The 26,999-nt window shown below is 72.3% G+C and carries 19 protein-coding genes and 1 pseudogene; 11 read left to right on the top strand and 9 right to left on the bottom strand.

Annotation, left to right across the window (positions count from 1 at the left end; genetic code table 11):
* Position 1 precedes the first annotated feature (1 nt).
* From ACH4OW_RS03540 to metH, 4 genes and pseudogenes are all read right to left on the bottom strand, one after another.
* Positions 2-1,591, bottom strand: coding sequence for an ABC transporter substrate-binding protein (locus tag ACH4OW_RS03540; protein ID WP_360128387.1), 1,590 nt, complete (start codon positions 1,589-1,591; stop codon positions 2-4).
* Positions 1,592-1,752: 161 nt separating this feature from the next.
* The gene (locus tag ACH4OW_RS03535) at positions 1,753-3,363 is read right to left on the bottom strand and encodes an ABC transporter substrate-binding protein (protein WP_360127958.1); all 1,611 of its coding nucleotides are present in this window, start codon (positions 3,361-3,363) and stop codon (positions 1,753-1,755) included.
* Between the two features lie 374 nt (positions 3,364-3,737).
* Positions 3,738-4,439, bottom strand: coding sequence for an HAD family hydrolase (locus ACH4OW_RS03530; protein WP_398024649.1), 702 nt, complete (start codon positions 4,437-4,439; stop codon positions 3,738-3,740).
* Positions 4,440-4,611: 172 nt separating this feature from the next.
* Positions 4,612-8,118, bottom strand: a pseudogene (gene metH / locus ACH4OW_RS03525) (methionine synthase); the annotation flags it as partial.
* Between the two features lie 321 nt (positions 8,119-8,439).
* Between metH and ACH4OW_RS03520 the strand changes: the two are divergent.
* The 4 genes from ACH4OW_RS03520 (at position 8,440) to ACH4OW_RS03505 (ending at position 13,426) form a co-directional block, all read left to right on the top strand.
* Entirely contained in the window at positions 8,440-9,213 is a 774-nt protein-coding gene (locus ACH4OW_RS03520; protein WP_398024647.1) for an IclR family transcriptional regulator, read from the top strand.
* A 226-nt stretch (positions 9,214-9,439) separates the two neighbouring features.
* A complete protein-coding gene (locus ACH4OW_RS03515; protein WP_398024645.1) occupies positions 9,440-10,228 on the top strand; it encodes an MIP/aquaporin family protein in 789 nt (262 codons plus the stop codon).
* Between the two features lie 41 nt (positions 10,229-10,269).
* The gene (gene glpK, locus ACH4OW_RS03510; protein ID WP_398024643.1) at positions 10,270-11,811 is read left to right on the top strand and encodes a glycerol kinase GlpK; all 1,542 of its coding nucleotides are present in this window, start codon (positions 10,270-10,272) and stop codon (positions 11,809-11,811) included.
* 4 nt (positions 11,812-11,815) lie between these two features.
* Entirely contained in the window at positions 11,816-13,426 is a 1,611-nt protein-coding gene (locus ACH4OW_RS03505) for a glycerol-3-phosphate dehydrogenase/oxidase (protein WP_360127977.1), read from the top strand.
* A gap of 84 nt (positions 13,427-13,510) precedes the next feature.
* On the opposite strand, the gene ACH4OW_RS03500 is transcribed toward ACH4OW_RS03505, so the two are convergent.
* Positions 13,511-15,010, bottom strand: coding sequence for a GMC family oxidoreductase (locus ACH4OW_RS03500; RefSeq protein ID WP_398024640.1), 1,500 nt, complete (start codon positions 15,008-15,010; stop codon positions 13,511-13,513).
* Positions 15,011-15,198: 188 nt separating this feature from the next.
* Between ACH4OW_RS03500 and ACH4OW_RS03495 the strand changes: the two genes are divergently transcribed.
* From ACH4OW_RS03495 to ACH4OW_RS03475, 5 genes are all read left to right on the top strand, one after another.
* On the top strand, positions 15,199-15,795 hold the full coding sequence (locus tag ACH4OW_RS03495) for a cupin (protein ID WP_360127982.1): 597 nt from the start codon (positions 15,199-15,201) through the stop codon (positions 15,793-15,795).
* On the top strand, positions 15,792-17,132 hold the full coding sequence (mtnC, locus tag ACH4OW_RS03490) for an acireductone synthase (RefSeq protein ID WP_398024638.1): 1,341 nt from the start codon (positions 15,792-15,794) through the stop codon (positions 17,130-17,132). The genes ACH4OW_RS03495 and mtnC overlap by 4 nt, the downstream gene beginning before the upstream one ends.
* Positions 17,133-17,303: 171 nt before the next feature.
* Positions 17,304-18,059 (top strand): purine-nucleoside phosphorylase, encoded by a 756-nt coding sequence (locus ACH4OW_RS03485; protein ID WP_398024637.1) that lies wholly within the window; start codon positions 17,304-17,306, stop codon positions 18,057-18,059.
* Complete coding sequence (locus ACH4OW_RS03480) at positions 18,056-19,405, top strand: amidohydrolase (RefSeq protein WP_398024634.1); 1,350 nt, start codon at positions 18,056-18,058, stop codon at positions 19,403-19,405. Before ACH4OW_RS03485 ends, ACH4OW_RS03480 begins: the two co-directional genes overlap by 4 nt.
* Positions 19,406-19,516: 111 nt before the next feature.
* Positions 19,517-20,188 (top strand): FadR/GntR family transcriptional regulator, encoded by a 672-nt coding sequence (locus tag ACH4OW_RS03475; RefSeq protein WP_398024632.1) that lies wholly within the window; start codon positions 19,517-19,519, stop codon positions 20,186-20,188.
* A gap of 46 nt (positions 20,189-20,234) precedes the next feature.
* Here the strand turns inward: ACH4OW_RS03475 and ACH4OW_RS03470 are convergent, their stop codons facing one another.
* Both ACH4OW_RS03470 and ACH4OW_RS03465 read right to left on the bottom strand, forming a co-directional pair.
* Positions 20,235-20,981, bottom strand: a complete 747-nt coding sequence (locus tag ACH4OW_RS03470; RefSeq protein WP_398024630.1) for an SDR family NAD(P)-dependent oxidoreductase — start codon at positions 20,979-20,981, stop codon at positions 20,235-20,237.
* Between the two features lie 128 nt (positions 20,982-21,109).
* Positions 21,110-22,126: an aldo/keto reductase gene (locus ACH4OW_RS03465; RefSeq protein WP_398024628.1), complete on the bottom strand. Its 1,017-nt coding sequence runs from the start codon at positions 22,124-22,126 to the stop codon at positions 21,110-21,112.
* 394 nt (positions 22,127-22,520) lie between these two features.
* Here ACH4OW_RS03465 and ACH4OW_RS03460 point away from each other — a divergent pair, with 394 nt between their 5' ends.
* Positions 22,521-23,642 carry a PAC2 family protein gene (locus tag ACH4OW_RS03460; protein WP_398024626.1) on the top strand — a complete coding sequence of 374 codons (1,122 nt, stop codon included), beginning with the start codon at positions 22,521-22,523 and terminating at the stop codon, positions 23,640-23,642.
* 211 nt (positions 23,643-23,853) lie between these two features.
* Positions 23,854-24,531 (top strand): response regulator, encoded by a 678-nt coding sequence (locus tag ACH4OW_RS03455; RefSeq protein WP_398024624.1) that lies wholly within the window; start codon positions 23,854-23,856, stop codon positions 24,529-24,531.
* A gap of 37 nt (positions 24,532-24,568) precedes the next feature.
* Here ACH4OW_RS03455 and ACH4OW_RS03450 read toward each other — a convergent pair whose 3' ends face one another.
* Together ACH4OW_RS03450 and mshC are read right to left on the bottom strand one after the other, a co-directional pair.
* Positions 24,569-25,528, bottom strand: a complete 960-nt coding sequence (locus ACH4OW_RS03450; RefSeq protein WP_398024622.1) for an SMP-30/gluconolactonase/LRE family protein — start codon at positions 25,526-25,528, stop codon at positions 24,569-24,571.
* Positions 25,529-25,727: 199 nt separating this feature from the next.
* Positions 25,728-26,957 (bottom strand): cysteine--1-D-myo-inosityl 2-amino-2-deoxy-alpha-D-glucopyranoside ligase, encoded by a 1,230-nt coding sequence (gene mshC, locus ACH4OW_RS03445; RefSeq protein WP_360128009.1) that lies wholly within the window; start codon positions 26,955-26,957, stop codon positions 25,728-25,730.
* Positions 26,958-26,999: the final 42 nt, after the last annotated feature.

Below are 26,999 nucleotides of genomic sequence, written 5' to 3'. Positions count from 1 at the left end.
GCTAGCCCTTGTTGATCTCCCAGAAGCGGAAGACGGTGCTGGCGTCCAGGGTCCACTGGAGGCCGTCGACGTTCTCGCGGGCGACGGCGTACTGCTTGCCCTGCCACACCGGGATCATGGGCAGGTCCTCGGCGACGATGTCCTGCATCTCGCGGAAGGCGGGCTTGGTCGCCTGCCGGTCGGGCTGGCCCGCGGTGCCGGGCAGCAGCTTTCCGGTGATGCGCTTGGCGTCGTAGTTGTTGCGCAGGACGTTGTCCTTGCCGAAGAACGGCTGGGTGAAGTTGTCGGGGTCCGGGTAGTCGGGGACCCAGCCCTTGACGTACACGCCGTACTTGCCGGCCTCCACGCCCTTCTCGTACTCCTCGATGGGCACGCTCTTGACCTTGGCGTCGAAGAGGCCGCTGGCGTTGAGCTGCTGGGCGATCTCCTCGAAGGCCGGGACGGTGCCGGGGCCGTAGCGCACGGGGGTGGCCCAGAGGGTCAGGGGCACCTTCTTGTCGCTGCCGTAGCCGGCCTCGCGCAGGGCGGCGGCGGCCTTGTCGGGCTGCGGCCGGTCGCCGTAGCTGGCGAAGAAGGCGGTGTTGTGGCCGGTGATGCCCGCGGGGACGATCGAGTAGAGCGGGGTGGCGGTGCGCTTGTAGACGTCCCGGACGAGGGTGGAGCGGTCCAGGAGGTGGGCGATGGCCTTGCGGACGCCCAGCTTGCCGGCGACGGGGTCGTGCATGTTGAAGACCAGGTGCATGACCTCGGCGCTGTTGCCCTCGACGACCTGGACGCCGTGCTTGCGGCTGTCGGACGCCTGGTCGAGGGAGGCGATGTCCTTCATGGCCAGGCCGCGGTAGGCGATGTCGATGGAGCCGTCCTGGACGGCCTTCTTCAGCTTGTCCTGGCTGTCGAAGAACTTCATCGTCATGCCGGAGTTCTTGACCTTGGCGGGGCCCTTGTAGGAGCCGTTGACGCCGAAGACCGCTTCCTTGTCGCCGTACTCCTTGAGGGTGTAGACGCCGGAGCCGACGGCCTTGTTGTCGGTGCGCAGCTTGTCGGGGGCGTACGAGCGGTGGTCGACGATGGAGCCGGCGCCGGAGGCGATCTTCATGGGGAAGGTCGCGTCGGGGGCCTTGAGGCGGAAGACGACGGTCTTGGCGTCGGGGGCCTCGATCTTGTCGACGGAGGCGAACATCACGGACGGGCCGCGCTTGTCGTTGATGCGCTTGATCCGGTCGAAGGAGAACTTGACGTCCTCGGAGGTCAGCGCGTTGCCGTTGCTGAATTTCAGGCCGTCTTGGAGGGTGCACTTGTAGACGGTGCTGCCGCCTTCGGCGAAGCCGCAGGTCTCGGCGGCCTCGGGCTGGGGCGTCGTGCTGCCCTTGGGGAAGCTGAGCAGCGACTGGAAGACGTTGTTGAACAGCAGCCAGGAGACCGGGTCGTAGCCGGCCGCGGGGTCGGTGGACACGACTTCGTCGGTCATGCCCATCACGACGGGTTCACCGGTCCCGGCGTCCTTGCCGTCACCTGAGCCGCAGCCACTGAGCAGAGCGGCGATGAGCCCTGCCCCGATCGGTGCGGCCAGCCACTGGTCGCGTTTCCTCACGTGCGTGTCCCTCACAGTCGTCATGGCGGTGAAGCGTTGTGATCCGCGCCGGCGGGTGCCGGTGTCGGTGTGCCGGCAGGTGCCGTCATCGGTTGTGGTGGTGCGCGCCGTCCTGGACGGAGCAGCCGGCCGGCGCGTGTGGGCGCCGGCCGGAGATCGGGTCAGTTGCTGCTCACGCCGCGGCCGAGTTCCCAGATCTGGAGGGCCGAGGAGGAGTTGAGGGCCCATTCGGCGCCGGTGATGTCGTCACGGGCCGCGACGTACTGCTTGCCCTGCCACAGCGGCAGGATGGGTACCTCGTCCGCGATGATGTCCTGGGCCTGCTTGAATCCCTCGCCGGCGGCGTTGCGGTCGGTCTGCTGCCGGGTGTTGGGGATCAGCTGGGATTCGAGCTTGTTGTTGCGGTACGGGGAGTTGAGGAAGTTCCCCTTGCCGATGAACGGCGCGATGTAGTTGTCGGCGTCGGGGAGGTCGGCGAACCAGCCCATGCCGTAGACGGCGTACTTGCCCTCGGTCTGCTCCTTGCGGAACTGCTGCCAGCTGTCGACGCCCTTGATGCTGACGTCGAACAGGCCGCTCTTGTTGAGCTGGCTCTGCAGTTCCTTGAACTCCTTGGCCGTGATGGTGCCGTAGTGGTTCGTAGTGTAGGTGAGGGTGAGCTTGACCGGGGTGTTGATGTGCGCCTGCTGGAGCATCTTGCGGGCGGCGGGGACGCTCGGGTTGCCGTACTTGGTGAAGAAGGAGTTGATGTGGCCGGTGAGGCCCTTCGGCACCAGGGAGTACAGCGGGTCGCCCGCGTAGGAGTACACGTCGCGTACCAGCGTGGAGCGGTTGACCAGCTGGGCCATGGCCTGCCGGACGGCCTTGTCGGAGACCGACGGGTCGTCGGTGTTGAAGGCCAGGTAGCGGATCTCGGCGCCGGGTACCGCCGTCAGGGTGACGTGGTCGTCCCTGGCGTCCTCCAGGCCCTTGATCTGGTCGGGCGCCAGGCTGCGGTTCATCAGGTCGATGTCGCCCTTGCGCAGGGCCTTCTCCATGCCGTCCGAGTCGTCGAAGAACTTCATCTCGACGGTGGAGTTCTTCGCCTCGATACCGCCCTGGTAATCGGGGTTCTTGGTGAAGACGGCCTTGGTGACGCGCTCACCGCTGTGCTCGACCTTCACGGTGTACGGGCCGGAGCCGGCGACCTCGAAGCCCTTGTAGAGGCCCTTTTGCGGGTACACCTCGCTGTCGACGATGGCGGCGGCCGGGGTGGCGAGCTTCTGCGGGAAGGTGGCGTCCGGCTTCCTGAGGTGGAAGACCACCTCGGTCTCGCTGGGCGTCTCCACCTTGTCGACGTTGTCCACCAGGGAGAACGGGCCGGTGTCGAACTTGATGGCGAGCATCCGGTCGATGGAGAACTTCACGTCCTTGGACGTGAGGGCGTGCCCGTTGGAGAACTTCAGACCGCTGCGGAGTTTGCAGCGGTACTGCTCGTTCTGGGTGTCACGGAAGCCGCAGGACTCGGCGGCCTCGGGGACCGGGGCGGTGCCGGTACGCGGCAGCCGCATCAGCGTCTGCAAGGTTCCGCGCAGCACGTTCCACGCGTCGACGTCGTAGGCCTGCGCGGGGTCGAGCGGGGCGGGCGCGTCCTTGGTGGCCTCCAGTTGGGCGGTGGTGCCGACCTTGATCGGCTTGCCGCCGTCCCCGGAGCCGTCCGAGCTGCCGCAGGCGGCGAGCGCGGGGACGAGCAGACCGGCCAGGGCCGGCAGCACCAAGGTCTTGCGATTCATCGTCGGCAGGTTTCCTTATCAGCGCAGAGGTGTTGCTCGCGATGACATTAGTAGGAACGGCCAGGGCGTCCGGGACACAACAGAGTTGAACAGATATCACGCCCGGATAACGGCCGCCAGGTGACCGATATCCGGACGGGGGAACGATTTGCGCGAGCCTCCATGAATCCGGACACTTGCCCCGGCCGAAACCACCTTAAATTACCCGCGAGAGACCCAAGGGCTTCCCTGTCGACGGGCTGGCGCGTGAGAAACGTCACTCCGGCATTGCGGGGTTCGGGCGGGTGAATTCAGCCAGTGCATTCGTCACGGAAAATGAGCGGCCCACTCCTTACAGTTTCTTCCGTTTTCGAACGCCACGCTCGGTGCACGTCTCACCGGCTATCCGTGATGAGCGAGCGGAGAAATGGGAGATCCACTTCTTCGAGAGAACCGACGACGGTGCGGCCCGCCGCGGGGGCGATCGGCGTCACCGACGGCACGGCCACGACCCGGCAGCCCGCCGCCTCGCCGGCCGTCACCCCGGTGACGGTGTCCTCCACCACGGCGCAGCGCCGCGGGTCCACGCCCAGCCGGGCGGCAGCGGTCAGGTACGGGTCCGGGTGCGGCTTCGTACGGGGCAGGTCGTCGCCGGCCAGCGTCAGCCGGAAGTGCTCCGGGCCCAGGGAGTGCAGCATCCGGTCGATGATGGTGCGGTGCGAGGCGGAGACCAGGGCGGTGGGCACGTCGTGGGCGGCCAGCTCGGCCAGCAGCCGGCGGGCGCCCGGCATCAGCGGGACGCCGCGGGCGATGCGCTCGGCGAAGCGCGCGTTCAGCAGCACGGTTAGTTCCGGGAGGCCGATGTCGGCGCCGGTCGCGCCGATCAGGTACGCGGCGCTGCGCGTCATCGGCCCGCCGACGACGACCTCGCGGTGGTGGTCGTCCAGTACGTGGCCCAGCTCGGCGAAGACCTCGGACTCCGCTTCCCACCAGAAGCCTTCCGTGTCGACGAGGGTGCCGTCCAGGTCGAGGAAGACGGCCTGGAGGGTGGCTCCGCCGGCCGTACGCGTGCCTACCGCGGGGATGCTGCTGGTCATCCGTGCACCTCCGTTGACGTGTCCCCGGAGGGACAAAAGGGCCGGTCGTTTCCCCGTACGGGGAAACGACCGGCCGCTACCGGACCCGCCCCTTTTCGGCGACCCCGGGCACCGCCCGGTGGGGCCGCTCCCCGGGGGCAAACCCCCGCCCCCCCCGCCCGCCCCCGCCCAACCGCGCGTTGAAGTACTTGGCCTCCGGGTGGTGGATGACGATGGCGTCGGTGGACTGCTCGGGGTGCAGCTGGAACTCCTCGGAGAGCTGCACGCCGATACGTTCCGGCCGGAGCAGGTCGGCGATCTTGGCGCGGTCCTCCAGGTCGGGGCAGGCACCGTAGCCCAGCGAGAAGCGGGCGCCGCGGTACTTCAGCGCGAACATGTCCTCGACGTCCGCGGGGTCCTCGCCGGCGAAGCCGAGTTCGGCGCGGACGCGGGCGTGCCAGTACTCGGCGAGGGCCTCGGCGAGCTGCACGGACAAGCCGTGCAGCTCCAGGTAGTCGCGGTAGGAGTCGGAGGCGAACAGCTCGGCGGTGGCCTCGCCGATCCTCGAGCCGACGGTGACGACCTGGAGGCCGACCACGTCCGTCTCGCCGGACTCCTCGGGGCGGAAGAAGTCGGCCAGGCACAGCCGGCGGCCGCGGCGCTGGCGCGGGAAGGTGAAGCGGGTGCGCTCGGTGCCGTCCTCGTTGAGGAGGATCAGGTCGTCGCCCTTGGAGTGGCAGGGGAAGTAGCCGTGGACGACGGCGGCTTCGAGGAGGTTCTCGGTCTGGAGCTTGTCGAGCCAGCCGCGCAGCCGGGGGCGTCCCTCGGACTCGACCAGTTCCTCGTAGGAGGGGCCGTCGCCGGTACGGGCCTGCTTGAGGCCCCACTGCCCCTTGAACAGGGCGCCCTCGTCCAGCCAGGAGGCGTAGTCGGCGAGCTGGATGCCCTTGACGACGCGGGTGCCCCAGAAGGGCGGCGTGGGGACGGGGTTGTCGGTGGCCACGTCGGAGCGGACCGTGCCCTCCTCCTGCTCCGGCTCGGCGACCTGGACGTCGCGCTTGGGGACGCGGCGCTGCTTGAGCTCGGGCAGGGTGGCGCCGGGCACGCCGCGCTTGACTGCGATCAGGGCGTCCATCAGGCGCAGGCCCTCGAAGGCGTCGCGGGCGTAGCGGACCTCGCCCTCGTAGATCTCGTGGAGGTCCTGCTCGACGTAGGCGCGGGTCAGGGCGGCGCCGCCGAGGATGACGGGGAAGTCGGCCGCCATCTTGCGCTGGTTGAGCTCCTCCAGGTTCTCCTTCATGATCACCGTGGATTTGACCAACAGGCCCGACATGCCGATGACGTCGGCGCGGTGTTCCTCTGCGGCCTCCAGGATGGCCGACACCGGCTGCTTGATGCCGAGGTTGACGACGTTGTAGCCGTTGTTGGACAGGATGATGTCGACGAGGTTCTTGCCGATGTCGTGCACGTCGCCGCGCACGGTCGCGAGCACGATGGTGCCCTTGCCCTCGGAGTCGGACTTCTCCATGTGCGGCTCCAGGTAGGCCACCGCGGTCTTCATGACCTCGGCGGACTGGAGCACGAACGGCAGCTGCATCTGGCCGGAGCCGAACAGTTCGCCGACGACCTTCATGCCTTCCAGCAGCGTGTCGTTGACGATGTCCAGGGCGGGGCGTTCGGCGAGCGCCTCGTCCAGGTCGGCGTCCAGGCCGTTCTTCTCGCCGTCGATGATGCGGCGCCGCAGCCGCTCCTCCAGGGGCAGCGCGAGCAGTTCCTCGGCCTTGCCGGCCTTCAACGACTTGGCGGTGGCGCCCTCGAACAGCTCCAGGAGCTTCTGGAGCGGGTCGTAGCCCTCTTCGCGCCGGTCGTAGATCAGGTCGAGGGCGACCTTGACCTGCTCCTCCTCCAGGCGGGCGATGGGCAGGATCTTGGAGGCGTGCACGATCGCCGAGTCCAGTCCGGCCTTGACGCACTCGTCGAGGAAGACGGAGTTGAGCACGATGCGGGCGGCCGGGTTGAGGCCGAAGGAGATGTTGGACAGGCCCAGCGTGGTCTGCACGTCGGGGTGACGCCGCTTCAGCTCGCGGATCGCCTCGATGGTGTTGACGCCGTCCTTGCGGGACTCCTCCTGGCCGGTGCAGATGGTGAAGGTCAGGCAGTCGATGAGGATGTCCGTCTCGCGGATGCCCCAGTTGGACGTCAGGTCCTCGATGATGCGCTCGGCGATGGCGACCTTGTTCTCGACGGTGCGGGCCTGGCCCTCCTCGTCGATGGTCAGCGCCATCAGGGCGGCGCCGTGCTCGCGGGCCAGCGCGGCGACCCGGGCGAACCGCGACTCGGGGCCGTCGCCGTCCTCGTAGTTGACGGAGTTGATGACCGCGCGGCCGCCCAGCTTCTCCAAGCCCGCCTGGATGACCGGGACCTCGGTGGAGTCCAGCACGATGGGCAGGGTGGAGGCGGTGGCGAAGCGGCCGGCCAGCTCCCGCATGTCGGCGACGCCGTCCCGGCCGACATAGTCCACGCACAGGTCGAGCAGGTGGGCGCCCTCGCGGATCTGGTCGCGGGCCATCTCCACGCAGTCGTCCCAGCGGCCGTCGAGCATGGCCTCGCGGAACTTCTTGGAGCCGTTGGCGTTGGTGCGCTCGCCGATGGCCAGGTACGAGGCGTCCTGGCGGAACGGGACGGTCTGGTAGAGCGAGGCGGCGCCGGGCTCGGGGCGCGGGTTGCGCTCGGTGGGGGCCAGGCCCCGTACCCGCTCGACGACCTGGCGCAGGTGCTCCGGGGTCGTGCCGCAGCAGCCGCCGACGAGCGAGAGGCCGTACTCGCCGACGAAGGTCTCCTGGGCGTCGGCCAGCTCGCCCGGGGTCAGCGGGTAGTGGGCGCCGTCCTTGCCGAGGACGGGCAGGCCGGCGTTGGGCATGCAGGCCAGCGGTACGCGGGCGTTGCGGGCCAGGTAGCGCAGGTGCTCGCTCATCTCGGCGGGGCCGGTGGCGCAGTTCAGGCCGATCATGTCGATGCCGAGCGGCTCCAGGGCGGTCAGCGCGGCGCCGATCTCCGAGCCGAGGAGCATGGTGCCGGTGGTCTCCACGGTCACCGAGCAGATCACCGGCAGGTCGGTGCCGGTGGCGGCGAGGGCGCGGCGGGCGCCGAGGATGGCGGCCTTGGTCTGGAGGAGGTCCTGGGTGGTCTCGACCAGCAGCGCGTCGGCGCCGCCGGCGATCATGCCTTCGGCGTTCTGCTGGTAGGCGTCGCGCAGGGTGGCGTAGTCGACGTGGCCGAGGGTGGGCAGCTTGGTGCCGGGACCCATGGAGCCGAGCACCCAGCGCTGCTGCCCGGTCGAGGCGGTGAACTCGTCGGCGACCTCGCGGGCGATGCGGGCGCCGGACTCGGACAGTTCGAAGACCCGTTCGGGGATGTCGTACTCGGCGAGCGCGGCGTGGTTGGCGCCGAAGGTGTTGGTCTCGACGCAGTCGACGCCGACCGCGAAGTACTCCTGGTGGACCGAGCGGACGATGTCCGGACGGGTGATGTTCAGGATCTCGTTGCAGCCCTCCAGCTGCTGGAAGTCCTCCATCGTCGGGTCCTGGGCCTGGAGCATCGTGCCCATCGCCCCGTCCGCCACCACTACGCGGGAGGCGAGGGCCTCGCGCAGTGCCGTGGTGCGGGATGTGCTGGTGGACGATGGCGTGTACGAGGCCATGGAGGTGCTCCCCTGGTTGCGACGGCTGTCGGCTTTGCGCCTTCCGGTAGAAGGCGCACCCGGTCAGGGTAGCGGTCGTGGCTGCCGGTGGCCCGGGTGTCCCACGGCGTGGACGGCGCGGGGCGTGCGCGGGACGGTTCCGGGGCCGCGCCGGACCAGGTCAAGATCATTGACAGGGGTCGGCCGACTGCCACAGGGTCGGCATTCACCGATATCGTTCAGCATTGCCGAACCGCTCGTGAGCTGCTCGTGAGCCGTACGGCGCTGCTGCACACCGCACCATGTCACCCGCTTCACACCGCTTCACCCGGAGGTTGCCCGATGGCACGGACCATCCAGTCGCTGGAGCGTGCCGCCGCGATGCTGCGGCTGCTGGCCGGCGGCGAGCGGCGGCTGGGGCTCTCCGACATCTCCTCCGCGCTGGGCCTGGCCAAGGGCACCGCGCACGGCATCCTGCGCACCCTCCAGCAGGAGGGCTTCGTCGAGCAGGACCCGGCGTCGGGCCGCTACCAGCTGGGCGCGGAGCTGCTGCGCCTCGGCAACAGCTATCTGGACGTGCACGAGCTGCGCGCCCGCGCGCTCGTGTGGACGGACGACCTGGCGCGTTCCAGCGGCGAGAGCGTGTACCTGGGGGTGCTGCACCAGCAGGGCGTGCTGATCGTGCACCACGTCTTCCGGCCCGACGACAGCCGCCAGGTGCTGGAGGTCGGCGCGATGCACCCGCTGCACAGCACCGCGCTGGGCAAGGTGCTGACGGCGTACGACCCGGTGGCGCACAGCGAGGCGGCGGAGGCCGAGCGGCAGGCGTTCACGCCGCGCACGGTGACCGCGCTGGACGAGCTGGAGGCCGTGCTGGACCTCACCAGGGCGCGGGGCTGGGCGGCCGACGTGGAGGAGACCTGGGAGGGCGTGGCGTCGGTGGCGGCGCCCATCCACGACCGGCGGCGGATGCCGGTGGGCGCGGTGGGTGTCACGGGCGCGGTGGAGCGGGTCTGCCGGGACGGCGAGCCGGGTGAGCTGCGGCCGGAAATCGTCGCCGCTGTGAGGGATTGCGCACGTGCCGTCTCCAGGGACCTCGGCGCCGGGCGATTCTGACCCCTTCCGCCCCATATGTTCACCTAAGTTTTCAGTCACAGAACCCTTGACGGGGTGCTGCGTGTGAAGAAAACTGCCGTTCGTCGGTCGGCATTGTCGAACACCAAACGACAATATTGGTTATGGTGGACAGTGCCGGAGGCCGACCAACGCCCTCTCGGAGGGCGCGGACCTCGGAGGGACCCGGGGTCCGCCTTCCCCTGGACGAAGGACAAAGGAGTCGCGGGTGTCCAGCTCCGACATCTTCATCAGCGAGACCATCGGTACCGCTGTTCTGATCCTGCTGGGCGGTGGCGTCTGCGCCGCCGTCACGCTCAAGCGCTCAAAAGCGTTCAACTCGGGCTGGGTGGCCATCACCTTCGGGTGGGGCTTCGCCGTCCTGACCGGCGCGTACATCGCGACGAAGTCCGGCGCCCACCTGAACCCGGCGGTCACCGTGGGACTGGCCGTCAAGGGCGGAACGCCCTGGAGCGACGTGCCGGTGTACTTCGCCGGCGAGCTGTTCGGCGCCATGATCGGTGCGGTACTCGTCTGGCTGGCGTACTACGGCCACTTCAAGGCCCATCTGACCGACCCGGAGATCGTGGGCGAGCAGAGCGGCCGGGAAGGCATGGTCGACAAGGCGGCGGCCCCCAAGGCCGGCCCGGTTCTCGGGATCTTCTCCACCGGACCCGAGATCCGCAACGCGGTGCAGAACCTGACCACGGAGATCATCGCCACCATCGTGCTCGTGCTGGCGATCCTCACGCAGGGCCTCAGCGACAACGGCAAGGGCGTCGGTGTCGTCGGAGCGCTGCTGACCGCATTCGTGGTCGTCGGTATCGGTCTGTCGCTGGGCGGCCCGACCGGCTACGCGATCAACCCGGTCCGCGACCTCGGTCCGCGTATCGTCCACTCGCTGCTTCCGCTGCCGAACAAGGGCGGATCGGACTGGGGCTACGCCTGGATCCCGGTCGCCGGTCCGCTGATCGGCGGCGCGATCGCCGGTGGTATCTACAACCTCGCGTTCGCCTGAGCCGCGCCGCCCGCACAGAAGACTTTTGGAGCACAGACACCATGAGCGACAACCACAGCGCCGCCTCGCACGGTCACGGCCCCTTCATCGCGGCCATCGACCAGGGCACCACCTCCAGCCGCTGCATCGTGTTCGACAAGGACGGCCGCATCGTGTCGGTCGACCAGAAGGAGCACGAACAGATTTTCCCCAAGCCGGGGTGGGTCGAGCACGACGCCAAGGAGATCTGGGCGAACGTCCAGCAGGTCGTGGCCGGTGCCGTCGAGAAGGCCGGCATCACCGCCAAGGACGTCAAGGCCATCGGCATCACCAACCAGCGCGAGACCACGCTGATGTGGGACAAGAACACCGGTGAGCCGGTCCACAACGCCATCGTCTGGCAGGACACCCGCACCGACGCGCTCTGCCGCGAGCTGGGCCGCAACGTCGGCAAGGACCGCTTCCGCCGCGAGACCGGCCTGCCGCTGGCCTCCTACTTCGCCGGCCCGAAGATCCGCTGGCTGCTGGACAACGTCGAGGGCCTGCGCGAGCGCGCCGAGGCCGGCGACATCCTCTTCGGCACCATGGACTCCTGGGTCATCTGGAACCTGACCGGCGGCGCCGAGGGCGGCGTGCACGTCACCGACGTCACCAACGCCTCGCGCACGCTGCTGATGAACCTGCGCAAGCTGGAGTGGGACGAGAAGATCCTGCACTCCATCGACATCCCCGCCGCGGTGCTGCCGGAGATCCGCTCGTCGGCCGAGGTGTACGGCACCGCCGCCTCGGGCGCGCTGGCCGGTGTGCCGGTCGCCTCGGCACTGGGCGACCAGCAGGCCGCGCTGTTCGGCCAGACCTGCTACGAGCAGGGCGAGGCCAAGTCCACGTACGGCACCGGCACCTTCATGCTGATGAACACCGGTGACGAGCCCGTCAACTCCTACAACGGGCTGCTGACCACGGTCGGCTACCGCATCGGCGACGAGAAGCCGGTCTACGCCCTGGAGGGCTCGATCGCCGTCACCGGTTCGCTGGTGCAGTGGATGCGCGACCAGATGGGCCTGATCAACTCGGCCGCCGAGATCGAGACGCTGGCCAGCACCGTCGAGGACAACGGCGGCGCGTACTTCGTCCCCGCGTTCTCCGGCCTGTTCGCCCCCTACTGGCGCCCGGACGCGCGCGGTGTGATCGCGGGCCTGACCCGCTACGTCACCAAGGCGCACATCGCCCGCGCCGTCCTCGAGGCCACCGCCTGGCAGACCCGCGAGATCACCGACGCCATGACCAAGGACTCCGGCGTCGACCTGACCTCGCTGAAGGTCGACGGCGGCATGACCTCCAACAACCTGCTGATGCAGACCATCTCGGACTTCCTGGACGCGCCCGTGGTGCGTCCGATGGTGGCCGAGACGACCTGCCTCGGCGCCGCCTACGCCGCCGGACTGGCCGTCGGCTTCTGGCCGGACACCGACGCGCTGCGCGCCAACTGGCGCCGGGCCGCCGAGTGGACCCCCCGCATGGACGCGGAGACCCGCGACCGCGAGTACAAGAGCTGGCTCAAGGCCGTCGAGCGGTCCATGGGCTGGATCGAGGACGAGGAGTAATCAAATGAGCACCCTGCAGAGCGTCCCGGCACTCGGGACGCACCCGGCCGACGGTTCGACCCAGAGCCGCGCCGAGACCCGGGAGCGGCTTTCCAAGGCGACGTACGACCTCCTGGTGATCGGCGGCGGCATCCTGGGCATCTCCACCGCCTGGCACGCCGCGCAGTCGGGGCTGCGGGTTGCGCTGGTGGACGCCGGCGACTTCGCCGGCGCCACCTCCTCCGCCTCCTCCAAGCTGCTCCACGGCGGTCTGCGCTACCTGCAGACCGGCGCGGTCAAGCTGGTGGCGGAGAACCACTTCGAGCGCCGTGCGGTCTCGCGTGAGGTGGCCCCCCACCTCGCCAACCCGCTGACCTTCTACCTGCCGGTCTACAAGGGCGGCCCGCACGGCGCGGCCAAGCTCGGCGCGGGCGTCTTCGCCTACTCCGCGCTGTCCGCCTTCGGCGACGGCGTCGGCCACGTCATCAGCCCGGCCAAGGCCCGGCGCGACGTGCCGGAGCTGCGTACGGACAACCTCAAGGCCGTCGCGGTGTACGGCGACGACCAGATGAACGACGCGCGCATGGCCCTGATGACGGTCCGCGCGGCCGTCGAGGCCGGCGCCACCGTCCTGAACCACGCCGAGGTCACCGGGCTGCGCTTCACGCAGGGCCGGGTCACCGGTGCGGAGCTCAAGGACGGCACCGACGGCACCGAGTTCGGCGTCAACGCGCGCCTGGTCCTGAACGCGACCGGCCCGTGGGTCGACCACCTGCGCAAGATGGAGAACCCGAACGCGGCGCCCTCCATCCGCCTGTCCAAGGGCGCGCACCTGGTCCTCAAGCGCACCTCCCCCTGGAAGGCCGCGCTGGCCACCCCGATCGACAAGTACCGCATCACCTTCGCCCTCCCCTGGGAGGACATGCTGCTGCTCGGTACGACCGACGAGGAGTTCGAGGGCGACCCGGCGGACGTCCGCGTCACCGAGAAGGACACCGCGCAGATCCTGGACGAGGCGGCCTTCTCGGTCCGCGACCAGCAGCTGTCCCGTGACCTGATCACGTACTCCTTCGCGGGCCTGCGGGTGCTGCCGGGCGGCCCCGGCGACACCTCCAAGGCCAAGCGCGAGACCGTCGTCACCGAGGGCGCGGGCGGCATGCTCTCCGTCGCGGGCGGCAAGTGGACCACGTTCCGCCACATCGGCCGTACGGTCATGAACAAGCTGGCGGCGCTGCCCGGCCACCCGCTGGCCGAGGACATGGAGCCGATCGCGCACCTGCCGAAGAAGCTCCCGCTGCCCGGCATCGCCAACCCCAACGCGGTCGCCCACCGCCTGCTGGTCGACGGCTCGGCCCCCGGCCCGCGCATGGCGCCGGAGACCGCCCGCCACCTGGCCACCCACTACGGCTCGCTGTCCTTCGACATCGCGCGGCTGGCCAACGAGGACCCGGCGCTGGCCGAGCGCATCCACCCGGACGCGCCGGAGATCTGGGCCCAGGTCGTCTACGCCCGCGACCACGAGTGGGCGGAGACGGTCGACGACGTGCTGCGCCGCCGCACCACGCTGACCATCCGCGGTCTGGACACGGAGGACGTCCGTACCAAGACCAAGGACATACTGGGCCGGCGCGGCTGACGCCCTGCCACCCACCGTCGTCCTGAGGGGCGGCTCCCGGCCCGGGAGCCGCCCTTCGGCGTGTCCGGGGGCAGTCCCAGGCTGTTACGGCTTCAGCTCCGCGCAGTGCTCGGCGATGGCCATGGTGGTGAGGTTGGTGTTGGCGGCGGGCAGCGTCGGCATCACGGAGGCGTCGACGACGTGCAGGGCTTCGACGCCGTGTACGGCGCCGGTGGCGGAGACCACCGCGCCGCGGTCGCCGGCCGGGCCCATCCGGCAGGTCCCGGCGGCGTGCTGGTAGCCGCTGACCGTCCGCCGCAGCGCCTCCGCCAGCTGTCCGTCCGCGGTGACGGACGGGCCGGGCGCCCGCTCCTCGCGGAGCAGTGCGGACAGGGGTGCCGTACGGGCGAGGGCGCGCGCCAGCCGCATGCCCGTCACCATCCGCCGGGTGTCCTCCGGTTCGCGGAGGAAGCCCACGTCGATGCGCGGGGCGTCCAGGGGGTCGGCCGAGCGCAGCCGCAGACGGCCGCACGAGGACGGCCGCAGCAGCGCGACCCACAGGGTGAGCACGGTGTCCCCGTTCTCGTCCGCCTCCGGGCCCGAGGGGAAGACGTGGAGGTCGACGGGGCCGCCCGCGCAGCCGACGCTACAGGTCAGGAAGGTCTGCAGGACCGGGTCTCGGGGGCCGGGCGGCGGGGCGTCGGTGGCGTACTCGAGCGTCACGGCAGGGTGGTCGCGCAGGTTCTCCCCCACGCCGGGCAGGTCGGCCGCCACGGGGATGCCGAGGTCGTGCAGGTGGTCCGCCGGGCCGATGCCGGTGCGCAGCAGGATCGGCGGGCTGCCGTACGCGCCGGCGGCGAGCACGACCCGGTGCGCGGGCAGCACCGTCCGCTGCGGATCGGCCAGTTCCACTCCCGCCGCCCGCCCGCCGCGCAGGACGACCCGGTTGACGAGCGCATCGCCGCGCACGGTGAGGTTCGGGCGCCCGCGCGCCCGTGCGAGGTAGGTGAGGGCGGTGCTCTGGCGGACGCCGTCGATCCGGTTGACCGGTACCGGGCCCACGCCGCGTGCGCCGGGGGCGTTGTGGTCCGTGACGGGCGGGTGCCCGAGGGCCGTGCAGGCGCTGTGGAAGGCGCGCTGCCACCGGTTCGTCTCGGCCTGCGCGTACCGCCGTACGGGTACCGGGCCGTCCGTGCCGTGCCAGGGCGGCCCGGCGTCCAGGTCGCGTTCGACGCGGCGCAGGCTGGGCAGGAAGTCGGCGAACGCCCAGCCGGGGTTGCCGCGGGCGGCCCAGTCGTCGTGGTCCTGCGGGTGCCCGCGCAGGGCGATCGCGGAGTTGATCGCCGAGGAGCCGCCGACGAGCTTGCCGCGGGGCAGGCCGACGGGGCGGCCGAGGGCGCCCGGTTCGCTGACGTACCCCCAGTCGTGGCTGTGGGTGGCGGCCGGGCTGGTGGCCACGTCGTCGGGCAGCCCGCCGGGCGTGCTGCCGTAGTCGGGCCCGGCCTCCAGCAGCAGGACGGACCGTTCCGGGTCCTCGGTCAGCCGGGAGGCCAGGACGCCTCCGGCCGACCCCGCGCCGACGATGATCACATCCCATGCGTCCATGACCTGCGTCCCTCGCCTCCCTCGGGTGCACGTTCCGTACTTCCGGCCCCCCGGGGTACCCGTCCCACAGGAATCACACACCCGGCGGGCCGGCCGTCCCGGGGACCCGCCGCACTAGCATCGCCGGCAGGGGCCGGCCGGCCCGGCCCGTACAGCCTCCAGACCCGTCACCGACTTTGGAGAGCCTCATGACCTTGCTGACCACCTGGCCGGAGAGCGGCCCGGAGACCGTGGTGCGGCACACGTCCGACCCCGTGGAGATCGCCGCGGCGCTGGCGCCGATCGGGGTGCGGTACGAGCAGTGGCCGGTGCGCGCGGGCGTGGCGCCGGACGCGGACGCCGGCACCGTCCTCGCGGCGTACCGGACGGAGATCGACACGCTGACCGCAGAGGAGGGCTTCGCGACGGTGGACGTGGCGGCCCTGCATCCGGCGGACGACCCCGCGTGGGCGGAGCGGGCGCGGGCCGCGCGGCAGAAGTTCCTGGCCGAGCACACGCACGAGGACGACGACGAGGTGCGGTTCTTCGTCGCCGGGTCCGGGGTGTTCTACCTGCACGCGGGAGGCGAGGTGCACGCGGTGCTGTGCGAGGAGGGCGACCTGCTCGGGGTGCCGCGGGGCACCACCCACTGGTTCGACATGGGGACCCGCCCGTCCTTCACCGCCATCCGCTTCTTCCACGAGGAGGACGGCTGGATCGCCACGTTCACGGGCGACGACATCGCGCTGCGGTTCCCGGACTTCGACACGCTGCGGGCCGCGCGGGCCGAAGGGGGCGCGGCGTGACCCACGCCTTCGAGGTGGACCACGTGGTGCTGGACATCGAGGGCACCACGGGCGCGACCGGCTTCGTCGTCGACAAGCTGTACCCGTACGCGCGCGAGCGGTTCGGGCGGCTGCTGGCCGAGCGGGCCGGGGAGCCGGACGTACGGCGGGCCGTCGGGCAGATCAGGCGGATGCTGGACGAGCCGGACGCCGACGCCGCGCGGATCGAGCAGGTGCTCGGCGCGTGGCTCGACGAGGACCGCAAGGCCACGCCCCTGAAGACGTTGCAGGGGATCGTGTGGGCCGAGGGCTTCGCGAGCGGTGAGCTGGTCTCGCACTTCTACCCGGACGTGGTGCCCCGGCTGCGGGAGTGGCATGCGGCCGGGGTCCGGCTGCACGTGTACTCGTCGGGTTCGGCGGCGGCCCAGCGCGCGTGGTTCGGGCACAGCCCGGAGGGGGACCTGCGGCCGCTGGCCGGCCGGTTCTTCGACACGGAGAACGCCGGTCCCAAACTGGCGGCCGCCTCGTACGGGACGATCGCCGCCGAACTCAAGGCGTCGCCGGAGCGGATGCTGTTCCTGTCGGACCGGCCGGGGGAGCTGGACGCGGCCAGGGCGGCGGGGTGGCACACGGCGGGGGTCCGGCGGCCCGGGGAGCCGTACTACGAGAGCGGGGTGGGCGACCACCCCGAGGTGGCGTCCTTCGCCCAGCTGGAGATCGGTACGGGCGCGGGGCGCGGCGGCGGCCCGGGTACGGAGAAGCTACGGCGGGCCGGTGCCCGGCTGGCCGCCGAGGCCGCGCGGTTCGCCTCGCTCGGCTGGATGCGCGGCACGTCCGGCAACCTCTCGGTCGTCCTGGGCCGCGATCCGCTGCGGCTGGCGGTGACCGCGAGCGGGCGGGACAAGGGCGAGCTGACGGCGGACGACGTGGTGCTCGTGGACGACGCGGGGGCGGCGGTCGGCGGTCCGGCGGGCGGGCGGCCCTCGGCGGAGGCCGGGCTGCACGCGCGGGTGGCGCGGCTGACCGGTGCCGGGGCGGTCGTGCACGTCCACACGGTCGCCGCGGTGGCGATGGGGCGGCGTCGGCCCGGCGGGATCGTGCTGCGGGACCTGGAGATGCTCAAGGGGGTCGGGCTGCCTGCCGAAGGTGCCGCGGTGCGGCTGCCGGTCATCGCCAACAGCCAGGACATGCGCGTGCTCGGGGACCGCCTGGAGGAGGCCAGGGAGCCGCGGTTGCCCGCCGTGGTCGTGGCGGGGCACGGCCTGTACGTGTGGGGCGCGGACCTGCTCCAGGCCCGGCACCACGCCGAAGTGGTGCAGTGGCTGCTGGAGTTGGAGCTGGCGTCAGGGCGGGAGTGATACGGCCGGCCCGGGGGCGCATGGCGTGCGGTCGCGCGTACCGGACCACGTCGCGGGCGCGGGAAGGCCGACCCGTAGGTTGGGAGGCGCGGCGTGCGGTCCCGGCCGGCGTCGTCCCGTCAGCGATGTCCCGTCCCGCGGGCCATGCGCCCGAGCCACTGGAGCCGACCCGTGACACCAGACCTGTCACCCATCGCCCGCCTGCCCCGCCGCGGGCTGCCGCCGTCCGCCGTCGTGGTGGGCGACCCGGCCCGCGCGGCCGCCGTCGCCGGGCTGCTCGACGACGCGGCGGAGATCGCGTACCAGCGCGAGTACCGCACGTTCACCGGCAGCTGGAAGGGTCTGCCGGTGGTCGTCGCGTCGCACGGGGTGGGCGCGCCCGGCGCGGTGCTGCTGTTCCAGGAGCTGGCCGACGCGGGGGTGCGGACGTTCGTGCGGTTCGGTACGGCGGGGGCGATCAGGCCCGGGATCGGCGACGGCGACCTGGTGATCGCCGAGGCCGCGGTGCGGGACGACGGGGTGACGCAGCAGCTGGTGCCGCCGGAGTACCCGGCGGTGGCCGCGCCGGAGGCGGTGCTGGCGCTCGCCGGGGCGGCGGCGGAGGCCGGGGCGCCGTACCACCGCGGTGTGGTGTGGACCCGGGCGGCGTTCCAGCCGGGTCTGCTGCCGCTGCCGGTGGCGGCGTACACGGCGGCGGGCGTGGCCGCGATCGAGATGGAGGTGTCCGCGCTGCTGGTGACGGCGGGCCTGCGCGGGCTGGTCGCCGGCGCGGTGCTGGTGGTCGACGGGGTGAACGCGGACGAACTGGTCGACGAGGCCGCGACCGGCGGCTACGACCCGCACCGGGACGTCGTCGCGGACGGCGTGGCGCGCGGCGCCGTCGTCTCGCTGGAGGCCCTGCGGACGCTGGCGGAGGGAGTCCGGTGAGCGCGGCGGGAGACGGGATCGCGGCGGGCGGCCGCGCGGAAGCGGCGGCGGCCGACCTGCTGGTGCACGGCGGTACGGTGCTGACCGTCGACGCGGCGGGCACGGTGCTGCGGGACGGCGCGGTCGCCGTACGGGACGGGGAGATCGTCGCGGTGGGACCGGCCGGCGAGGTACGGGCCGCGTACCGCGCGGCCGAGGAGATCGACGCGGCCGGCTGCCTCGTGCTGCCGGGGCTGGTCAACACCCACACCCACCTGGCGATGACGCTGCTGCGCGGCCACGCCGACGACGTGACCCTCCAGGGTTTCCTGGCGCGGGTGGTGCCCCGGGAGGGCACGCTGCTGTCCCCGGAGGCGGTGGCCGCGGGCCTGCGGCTGGCCGTCGCGGAGAGTGTGCGGGGCGGGGTGACCACGGCCCTGGACATGTACTGGTTCCCCGAGGCGGCCGACCGGGCGGCGCGGGACGCCGGCTGGCGGCTGCTGTCGGGGCCGACGTTCATGGACGTGCCGGTGACGCCGGACCGTGTGCCGTACGGGGATCGGACGAAGTGGGCGCGCCGTTACCTCGAAGAACGCCGCCCCCGCCCCGGCACCCGGCCGGTGGTCTTCGCGCACAGCGCCTACACCCTGGACGCCGCCCAGCTGACGGACATCGCCGCGCTCGCCCGGGAGCACGGCGCGCTGCTGCACCTGCACGCGGCCGAGAACGCCGCCGAGGTGGCGATGGTACGCGAGCAGTACGGCAAGCGGCCCGTCGAACTGCTGGAGTCGCTGGGCCTGCTGGGCCCGGACACGCTGCTCGCGCACGCGGTCGAACTGAGCGACACCGAGATCGCGGCGCTCGCCCGGACCGGCACCGGCGTGGCGCACTGCCCGGTCTCCAACCTCAAGCTGGGCTGCGGCATCGCCCGGGTGCCCGACCTGCTGCGCCACGGCGTGCCGGTCGGGCTCGGCACGGACGGCCCGGTCAGCTCCAACTCCCTGGACATGGTGGGCGCGTTGGGGACAGCGGCGCTGGTGCACAAGGCGGGCGGCGACCCCACGGCGGTCGGCGCCGAGCAGGCCGTGCGGATGGCGACGATCGAGGGCGCGCGGGCGCTGGGGCTCGACGGGCAGCTCGGTTCGCTGGAGGCGGGCAAGCGCGCCGACCTGGCCGTGCTCGACCTCGGCGGGCCGCACCTGGCGCCGCGCCACGACCCGTGGTCGACGCTCGCCTACGCGGCACGCGCCGCCGACGTGCGGGACACCGTCGTCGACGGCCGGGTCCTGATGCGCGACCGGCGGCTGACGACGCTGGACGAGGCGGCCGTGATCGCCGAGGTGGAGGCGCTCGTCGCGGCCGGCTGAACCGAGGCGGCCGCCGGGCCCTCCCGGCGGCCGCGGTGCCGCCGCCATAATGGCGCAAACATCGGATGTCTTCGGAGATCCGGATGGCGAACCCGAGCGGAAGGGCCGGCCATGGCGGTCACGGACGAGGCCATAGAGAAGATCAAGTCGATGATCGTCTCCGGCGCGCTGCGGCCGGGCGACCGGCTGCCCAAGGAGTGCGAACTCGCCGCGGACCTGGGCCTGTCGCGCAATTCGCTGCGCGAGGCCGTACGCGCCTTGTCGCTGGTCCGCATCCTGGACGTACGGCAGGGCGACGGCACCTACGTCACGAGCCTGGACCCGCGACTCCTCCTGGAGGCGCTGGCCTTCGTGATGGACTTCCACCGCGACGACACGGTGCCGGAGTTCCTGGCCGTCCGCCGGATCCTGGAGCCGGCCGCCACCGCGATGGCGGCCGGCCGCATCGAAGCGGGCGAACTGGACGAGCTGGAGCGGCGGTTGGACGCCCTCGGCCCGCGCCCGTCGGTGGCCGAGCTGGTCGCCTGCGACCTGGAGTTCCACCGCGGGATCGTGGCCGCCGCCGGCAACTCGGTGCTGAGCTCCCTCCTCGACGGGCTCTCGGGGCCGGCGACACGGGCGCACGTCTGGCGCGGGCTGACGCAGCAGGACGCGGTGAGCCGCACGCTCGCCGAGCACCGGGCGATCGTCGCCGCGCTCCGCGACCGGGACCCGGAGGCGGCGCGGGCCTGGGCGACGGCGCACGTCGCGAGCGTGGAACAGCGGCTGCGGTCCACGCTGTGAGGAGGGGACGGGCCCCGCGGGCCGCGCCCCTCCCCCACAGCCCGCGTCAGACGGCGAATCCCCCGTCCACCGCGATGGAAGCGCCCGTGACGTACCGGCCGCCCTCGCCCGCGAGGTGCGCGACGGTCGCCGCGACGTCCGATGGCTGCCCGTAGGACCCCAGCGCCGTCAGCTGGGCCTGCATCGGCGCGCTCTCCCCGTCGGCCGGGTTCATGTCGGTGTCGATCGGGCCCGGGTGCACGAGGTTGGCGGTGATGCCGCGCGGCCCCAGTTCCCTGGCGAGGGTCTTGGTCAGGCCGGTGAGCGCGGCCTTGCTCATGGCGTACAGCGTGCCGCCGGGGAAGGCGACGCGCTCGGCCATGCAGCTGCCGATGGTGACGATGCGCCCGCCGTCGCCGAGGTGCGCCACGGCGGCCTGCGCGGCGAGGAACGGCGCCCGGACGTTGACGGCCAGCACGCGGTCCACGTCCTCCTCCGCGATCCCTTCGAACGGCCCGAGGACGCCGACGCCCGCGTTGTTGACGAGGATGTCCAGCCGCCCGAACCGCGCCACGGTGCCGTCCACGGACGCGCGTACCGCCGCCGTGTCCGCACTGTCGGCCCGCACCGCCCAGGCCCGCCGGCCCAGCTCCTTGATCCGTTCCACCACCCGCTCCGCGCGCTCCTCCCCGCCGCGGTAGGTGAGGGCGACGTCGGCGCCGTCGGCGGCGAGCCGCACCGCGATGGCCTCCCCGATCCCCCGGCTCCCACCGGTCACCAGCGCCACCTTGCCGTCGAGCTGTGCGGTCGTCATGTCCGCCCCTTCATTCCGCGCTTCTGTCGCGCTATATACCGAGTTCTTGTGATGTGTCGCCCTTGGCGACATGACTCGATACTCGTACGCGGCGGACGGCGCGGCTGGCGGAATCCGGACGCCTAACGTCAGGGGCGGGCTGCCGGATCGGCGGTGGGCAGCGGCAGGTCGGCGCCGAGGAGACCGCGGTCGGTGAGCGCGTGCCAGAGCGCGTCGGGGATGTCGTACGTGAACAGGCCGGCGTTCTCCCTGGCCTCCTCCGGGGAGGCGGCACCGACCAGGGCACCGGCCACGGCGGGGTGCCCGAAGGGGAAGCGCAGGGCCGCCGCCTTGAGCGGCACGCCGAACTCCGCGCACACGGCCCCGAGCCGCCGCGCCCGCTCCACCAGCGCGTCCGGCGCCGGCACGTAGTCGTACGGGGCGCCGGGCGACGGGTCGGCCAGCAGCCCGGAGTTGTAGACGCCACCGACGACGACCGACGTGCCGCGGCGCGCACAGACCGGCAGCAGGTCGTCGAAGGCGCCGCGGTCGAGCAGGGTCCAGCGCCCGGCGCACAGCACCACGTCCGCGTCGAGGTCGGCGACGAACCTGGCCAGGGGGTGGCTGTGGTTCATGCCGAAGCCGATGGCGCCCACCACGCCCTCGGCGCGCAGTTCGGCGAGGGCGGGGAAGCCGGAGTCGTACACCGCGGCCTCCTGCCCGGCGATGCCGTGCAGGTAGACGATGTCGACGGCGGAAACGCCCAGGCGTTCCAGGGAGGCGTCGAGCGTGCGGCGGATGCCGTCCCTGCTGAGGTCCCGCACGCGGGCGCGCGCGGGGGTGTCGGTGTAGCCCTGGCCGTCGACCGCTTCACCGGGGGCGAGCGGGCGCAGCCGCATCCCGACCTTGGTGGACAGGGTGTACGAGGCACGGTCGCGCCCCGCCAGCGCGCGGCCGAGGCGCTCCTCGGACAGGCCGAGTCCGTAGTGCGGCGCGGTGTCGAAGTGGCGGGCGCCGGTGTCGTAGGCGGCGCGCACGGTCTGCCGGGCGCGCTCTTCGGTGAGGGGCCGGTAGAGGTTGCCCAGCGGCGCGCAGCCCAGGCCGAGCGGCGGCACGCGCACGCCCGTGCGTCCCAACCGGCGTTCCCCGCGCGGTACGTACGGCATCGTGGTCTCCTCGGTCCGGATTCTCGCCGCCGGCCACCCACGGTCTCCCGCCCCCGCACACCGCAACGTAGTCGAACATCGCCGGATGCTGAACCGGCCCGCGCGGGTGCGGACGAACATCGGACCTTTCCCGGACATCCGATGTATGGCACCGGCGGCCCACCAGCGTCCACCGGACGCACGGAAGTTGACCGAGGCCGGGGCCCGACCGGCACCGGCCGGGTGCCGGGCGCCCGGCCGGACGGAATCCGAACACGTCGGATGTATGCACACTCGTTCGTGCACAGGGGCTGCGTCGGGGTCCCACGGACGCCGTAGGCTGGGGGCGCACGCAAATGGAACTGCTGCCGGCGACCGTCCCGAGGAGGCGGCGCCGGTCGGAAGGAGGCGCTGGGTGATCGAGCTCGACGGAGTTCCCGAGCTGATCGACCCGGTCATGGTGGCCGCGTTCGAGGGCTGGAACGACGCCGGTGACGCCGCCTCCGCCGCGGTCGCGCATCTGGACCGGGAATGGAAGGGCGAGGTGTTCGCCGCGCTGGACGCGGAGGACTACTACGACTTCCAGGTCAACCGCCCGACCGTATGGCTGGACGGCGGCGTCCGCAAGATCACGTGGCCCACCACGCGCCTCTCCGTCGTGCGGATCGCCGACGCGAACGGCAAGGGCAAGCCGCGCGACCTGGTGCTGGTGCGCGGCATCGAGCCCAGCATGCGCTGGCGCTCGTTCTGCAACGAGCTGCTGGGCTTCGCCCACGAGTTGGGCGTGGAGATGCTGGTGGTGCTGGGCGCGCTGCTCGGCGACACCCCGCACACCCGGCCGGTGCCGGTCAGCGGCGTCACCTCCGACCCGGACCTCGCGCGCACGATGGACCTGGAGGAGACCCGGTACGAGGGCCCGACCGGCATCGTCGGCATCCTCCAGGAGGCGTGCACCCACGCGGGCGTCCCGGCGGTCAGCCTGTGGGCCGCGGTGCCGCACTACGTCTCGCAGCCGCCGAACCCGAAGGCCACCCTCGCCCTCCTCAACCGCCTGGAGGACCTGCTCGACCTGCGCATCCCGCTGGGCGAGCTGAGCGAGGACGCCCGCGCCTGGCAGCTGGGCGTGGACCAGCTGGCGGCCGAGGACAGCGAGGTCGCGGAGTACGTCCAGTCGCTGGAGGAGGCGCGGGACACCGCCGAGCTGCCGGAGGCGTCGGGCGAGGCCATCGCCCGGGAGTTCGAGCGGTATCTGCGGCGCCGGGATCCGCAGGCCGGCCCCGGCCTGGCGACCGACGGCGGCGTCGCGGACGGCCGCGACGGCTCGTACCTGCGCGACACGACGAGCGGACGCACCCGCCCGCCCCGGCCGGCGTCCAAGGACCCCAAGGACGCGAAAGAGCCGAAGGAAGCCAAGGAGCCCAGGGAACAGAACCGGGAGGCGCGCGACGCCGAGGAGTCCCGCGACTCCCGCGAGCCCGGCGGCTCGGCGGACGCCAAGGGCCCGGAGGACGGCGCCTCGGACGACTCCGGGGAATGACCACAGGCTCTCGCCTAGGGGGCGGCCTCCGGGGCGTCCCCTGAGCCGGGGCAGGGGCGGGCTCCTCCTCGGCGGCGATTCCGGGTGCGGCCGTGTCCGAGAAGCTGCTCTTCGTCTCCGGACGAACGAGCCCGGCCCGCCGCCTCTTTGGAGCTTCCTTGCCTACCCGCTTATCCGCCGCCCCGGCCGCCGCACCCGTCACGGGCGTCCGGTGATCCGGGTGCTGGTCGCCGACGGCGACGCGATGATCCGCGCGGGGGTACGCGCCATGCTGGCCGCCGACCCGGGCATCGCCGTCGTCGCCGAGGCCGCCGACGGGCGCGACGCCGTGGAACTGGTCCGGCGCCACCGCCCCGCGGTGGCCGTGCTCGACATCCGTATGCCGGGGATCGACGGCATCGAGGCGGCGGCCGTGATCCGCGGCACCGTGCCGGGCACCGGCGTCGTCATGCTCACGACGTCCGGCGAGGACGACCACATCCTGCGGGCGCTCGGCGGCGGCGCGGCCGGCTTCCTGATCAAGTCGGGCGACCCGGCGGAACTGATCGCGGGGGTCCGCGCGGTGGCCGAGGGCGCCGCCTACCTGTCGCCGCAGGTCGCGGCCCGGGTCGTCGCGCACCTCGTGGCGACCGGCGTGGGCGCGGCGGCCGCCCGCAGGACCACCGCCCGTGACCGGGTACGGTCCCTGACCGCGCGGGAGCGGGAGGTGCTGGCCTTCCTGGGGAGCGGGCTGTCCAACGGGCAGATCGCCCAGCGGCTGCGGGTGGCGGAGAGCACGGTCAAGGCCCACGTCAGTGCCATCCTGGCGAGGCTGGGCGTGGACAACCGCGCTGCCGCCGCCGTCGTCGCCCACCAGGCCGGAATCGGCTCGCCGCCGGCGCTCGCCTGAGACCACCCCCGCGGTGTGTGCCCTTGTGTCCCGCCCGTCATACGCGGTCCACCGCGACGGCGGTGTACGTCGTGGTCGGCAGCGGCGGGTCCACGTCGAAGCGGGCGTTGGGCAGGTAGATGCGGTCGCCGCAGGCGGCGGCGGTGGTGGGTATCTGGAAGCGCGGGTCGGTGATGCGGGCGACCGCCCGGCCGTACGTGCCGCTGCGGTTCAGGCGCAGGACGTCCACGGCGTTCTGTGCCTGCTGCACGACGTACAGGTCCCGGTCCAGGAGCAGCAGGCCGTCGCCGTTCACGAGCGGCGGTCCGGTGTGCGTGACCTTGCGGGCGTCCCCGGTGCGCGGGTCGACGCGGAAGAGCACGCCCGCGAAGGTGTTGACCACGAGCAGCGCGGCGCCGTCCGGGGTGCGTTCGATGCCGTTCGCCGTGAAGCCGGGCCCCTGGGCCCACTCGCCGGTCAGCGGCAGGGTGCGGAGCCCGTCGGGCCCCGGCAGTTCGCCGTGCCGCCCGAAGGGCAGCACGTAGAGCTGAGGGCGGAAGGAGTCGGTGAAGTAGGCGGCGTCCGGGGTGAGGACGACGTCGTTGACGAGGTTCTGCCCGTCGCCGGCCGGGTAGGTGGCCAGGACGGCGCCGCCGCGGGTGTCGACGACGCGGAGCGTGCCCGCGCCGCCCGCGACGAACAGCCGACCCCTGGCGTCGGTCTTGAGGCCGATGGCCTGCCGGCCCGTACCGAGGCTGCCGGTGATCAGCCGGCCCCGTCCGGTGGCCAGGTCGGCGCGGTAGACGGAGGCGTCGGCCAGGGAGCCGAAGTACGCGTACGGGCCGGGCCCGATGGCGATGCCCTCGGGCCGGAACCCGTCGGGGAGGCGGATCGTGGTGGGCCGGCCGCCGGCGGCGCGGGCGGTCGGCGCGAGGGGGCCGAGCGGGGCGAGGGCGGCGCCGGTGCCCAGTGCCGTGCCGGTGGCGAGCAGTCTTCGGCGGGAAAAGGAGTGTGGCATGGTGCGCGTCCTTCCTGCGGGAGTCCCGGGACACCCAGCCCAGCACACCCCGGGCCCGCCGTCCCGCGCAACGGCACGTCTTCACAAGCGAATCGGGGCGCTCCCTCGGTGGAGGGAGCGCCCCGGGCTGACGGGTGCCGCGCGCGGCCGGCGGTCCGGTCACGCGGTGGTGCGGTTGCGCCGTTGCAGGGTTACGCGGTTACAGGGCGACGCCGAGGAGCGCGTCCACGGCGCGCGAGACGAGGCCGGGCGCCCCTTCGTCGCTGCCGCCGTCCGCCTGCTGGGCCGCGGCCCAGCGGTCGACCGCGGCGAGCGCGGCCGGCGAGTCCAGGTCGTCCGCCAGCGCGGTGCGGATCTCCTCCAGCAGCGCGTCGGCCGGCGGCCCGTCCGGGCGGGAGACCGCGGCGCGCCAGCGCGCCAGCCGCTCCACGGCCTCTTCCAGGACCGCGTCCGTCCACTCCCAGTCGGCGCGGTAGTGGTGCGCGAGCAGGGCCAGGCGGATCGCCGCCGGGTCCGTGCCGTCGCGCCGCACCTTGGAGACGAAGACGAGGTTGCCCTTGGACTTGGACATCTTCTCGCCGTTCAGGGCGACCATGCCGGCGTGCACGTACGCCTTGGCGAAGGGGTGCTCGCCGGTGAGGGCCTGGGCGTGCGAGGCGCCCATCTCGTGGTGCGGGAAGGCGAGGTCGGAGCCGCCGCCCTGCACGTCGAAGCCCATGCCGAGGTGCTGCAGGGCGATGGCGACGCACTCGATGTGCCAGCCGGGGCGGCCGCGGCCGAGCGAGGCGCCGTCCCAGCTGGGGTCGCCGTCGCGGGCGGCCATCCACAGCATCGGGTCGAGCGGGTTCTTCTTGCCGGGGCGCTCCGGGTCGCCGCCGCGCTCGGCGGACAGCACCCGCATCGCCTCGGCGTCGAGCCGGGAGACCTGGCCGAAGTGCCGGTCGGCCTCGACGGAGAAGTAGATGTCGCCTTCGAGCTCGTAGGCGGCGCCGCTGTCGCGCAGGCGCTCGACCATGGGGACGATCCACGGTATGGCCTCGACGGCGCCGACGTACTCGCGCGGCGGGAGCATCCGCAGGGCCGTCATGTCCTCGCGGAACAGGGCGGTCTCCCGCTCGGCGAGCGCGGTCCAGTCGTCGCCGGTGGCCAGTGCCCGCTCCAGGAGGGGGTCGTCGACGTCGGTGACGTTCTGCACGTAGTGCACCTGGCGCTTCGTGTCGAGCCACACGCGCTGGACCAGGTCGAACGCGTTGTAGGTCGCCGCGTGCCCCATGTGGGTGGCGTCGTACGGCGTGATGCCGCAGACGTAGATACGGGCGACGGGACCGGGGGCGAGGGTCACCCGTCCGCCGGTCGCTGTGTCGTGGATCCTCAGGTCGCGGCCCTGGCCGGGCAGGGCGGGGACCTCAGAAGCGGGCCATGCATGCATGCCTTGAGCGTAACCGGATGCATGTTCCGCATACGAACCGGA

It is taken from the genome of Streptomyces sp. NPDC017056 (genome assembly GCF_044332485.1).
Lineage (GTDB): Bacteria > Actinomycetota > Actinomycetes > Streptomycetales > Streptomycetaceae > Streptomyces.
The sequence above is the reverse complement of the archived record's forward strand: the minus strand, read 5'-3'. Positions and strand labels throughout refer to the sequence as shown.

Bases quoted from the DNA above. Each gene is read 5' to 3' on its own strand.
- ACH4OW_RS03465 (WP_398024628.1), bottom strand. From the start codon at position 22,126: ATGCCGTACGTACCGCGCGGGGAACGCCGGTTGGGACGCACGGGCGTG.
- ACH4OW_RS03495 (WP_360127982.1), top strand. From the start codon at position 15,199: ATGACCTTGCTGACCACCTGGCCGGAGAGCGGCCCGGAGACCGTGGTG.
- ACH4OW_RS03530 (WP_398024649.1), bottom strand. From the start codon at position 4,439: ATGACCAGCAGCATCCCCGCGGTAGGCACGCGTACGGCCGGCGGAGCC.
- ACH4OW_RS03520 (WP_398024647.1), top strand. From the start codon at position 8,440: ATGGCACGGACCATCCAGTCGCTGGAGCGTGCCGCCGCGATGCTGCGG.
- ACH4OW_RS03535 (WP_360127958.1), bottom strand. From the start codon at position 3,363: ATGAATCGCAAGACCTTGGTGCTGCCGGCCCTGGCCGGTCTGCTCGTC.
- ACH4OW_RS03505 (WP_360127977.1), top strand. From the start codon at position 11,816: ATGAGCACCCTGCAGAGCGTCCCGGCACTCGGGACGCACCCGGCCGAC.
- ACH4OW_RS03470 (WP_398024630.1), bottom strand. From the start codon at position 20,981: ATGACGACCGCACAGCTCGACGGCAAGGTGGCGCTGGTGACCGGTGGG.
- glpK (WP_398024643.1), top strand. From the start codon at position 10,270: ATGAGCGACAACCACAGCGCCGCCTCGCACGGTCACGGCCCCTTCATC.
- ACH4OW_RS03450 (WP_398024622.1), bottom strand. From the start codon at position 25,528: ATGCCACACTCCTTTTCCCGCCGAAGACTGCTCGCCACCGGCACGGCA.
- ACH4OW_RS03475 (WP_398024632.1), top strand. From the start codon at position 19,517: ATGGCGGTCACGGACGAGGCCATAGAGAAGATCAAGTCGATGATCGTC.
- ACH4OW_RS03500 (WP_398024640.1), bottom strand. From the start codon at position 15,010: ATGGACGCATGGGATGTGATCATCGTCGGCGCGGGGTCGGCCGGAGGC.
- mshC (WP_360128009.1), bottom strand. From the start codon at position 26,957: ATGCATGCATGGCCCGCTTCTGAGGTCCCCGCCCTGCCCGGCCAGGGC.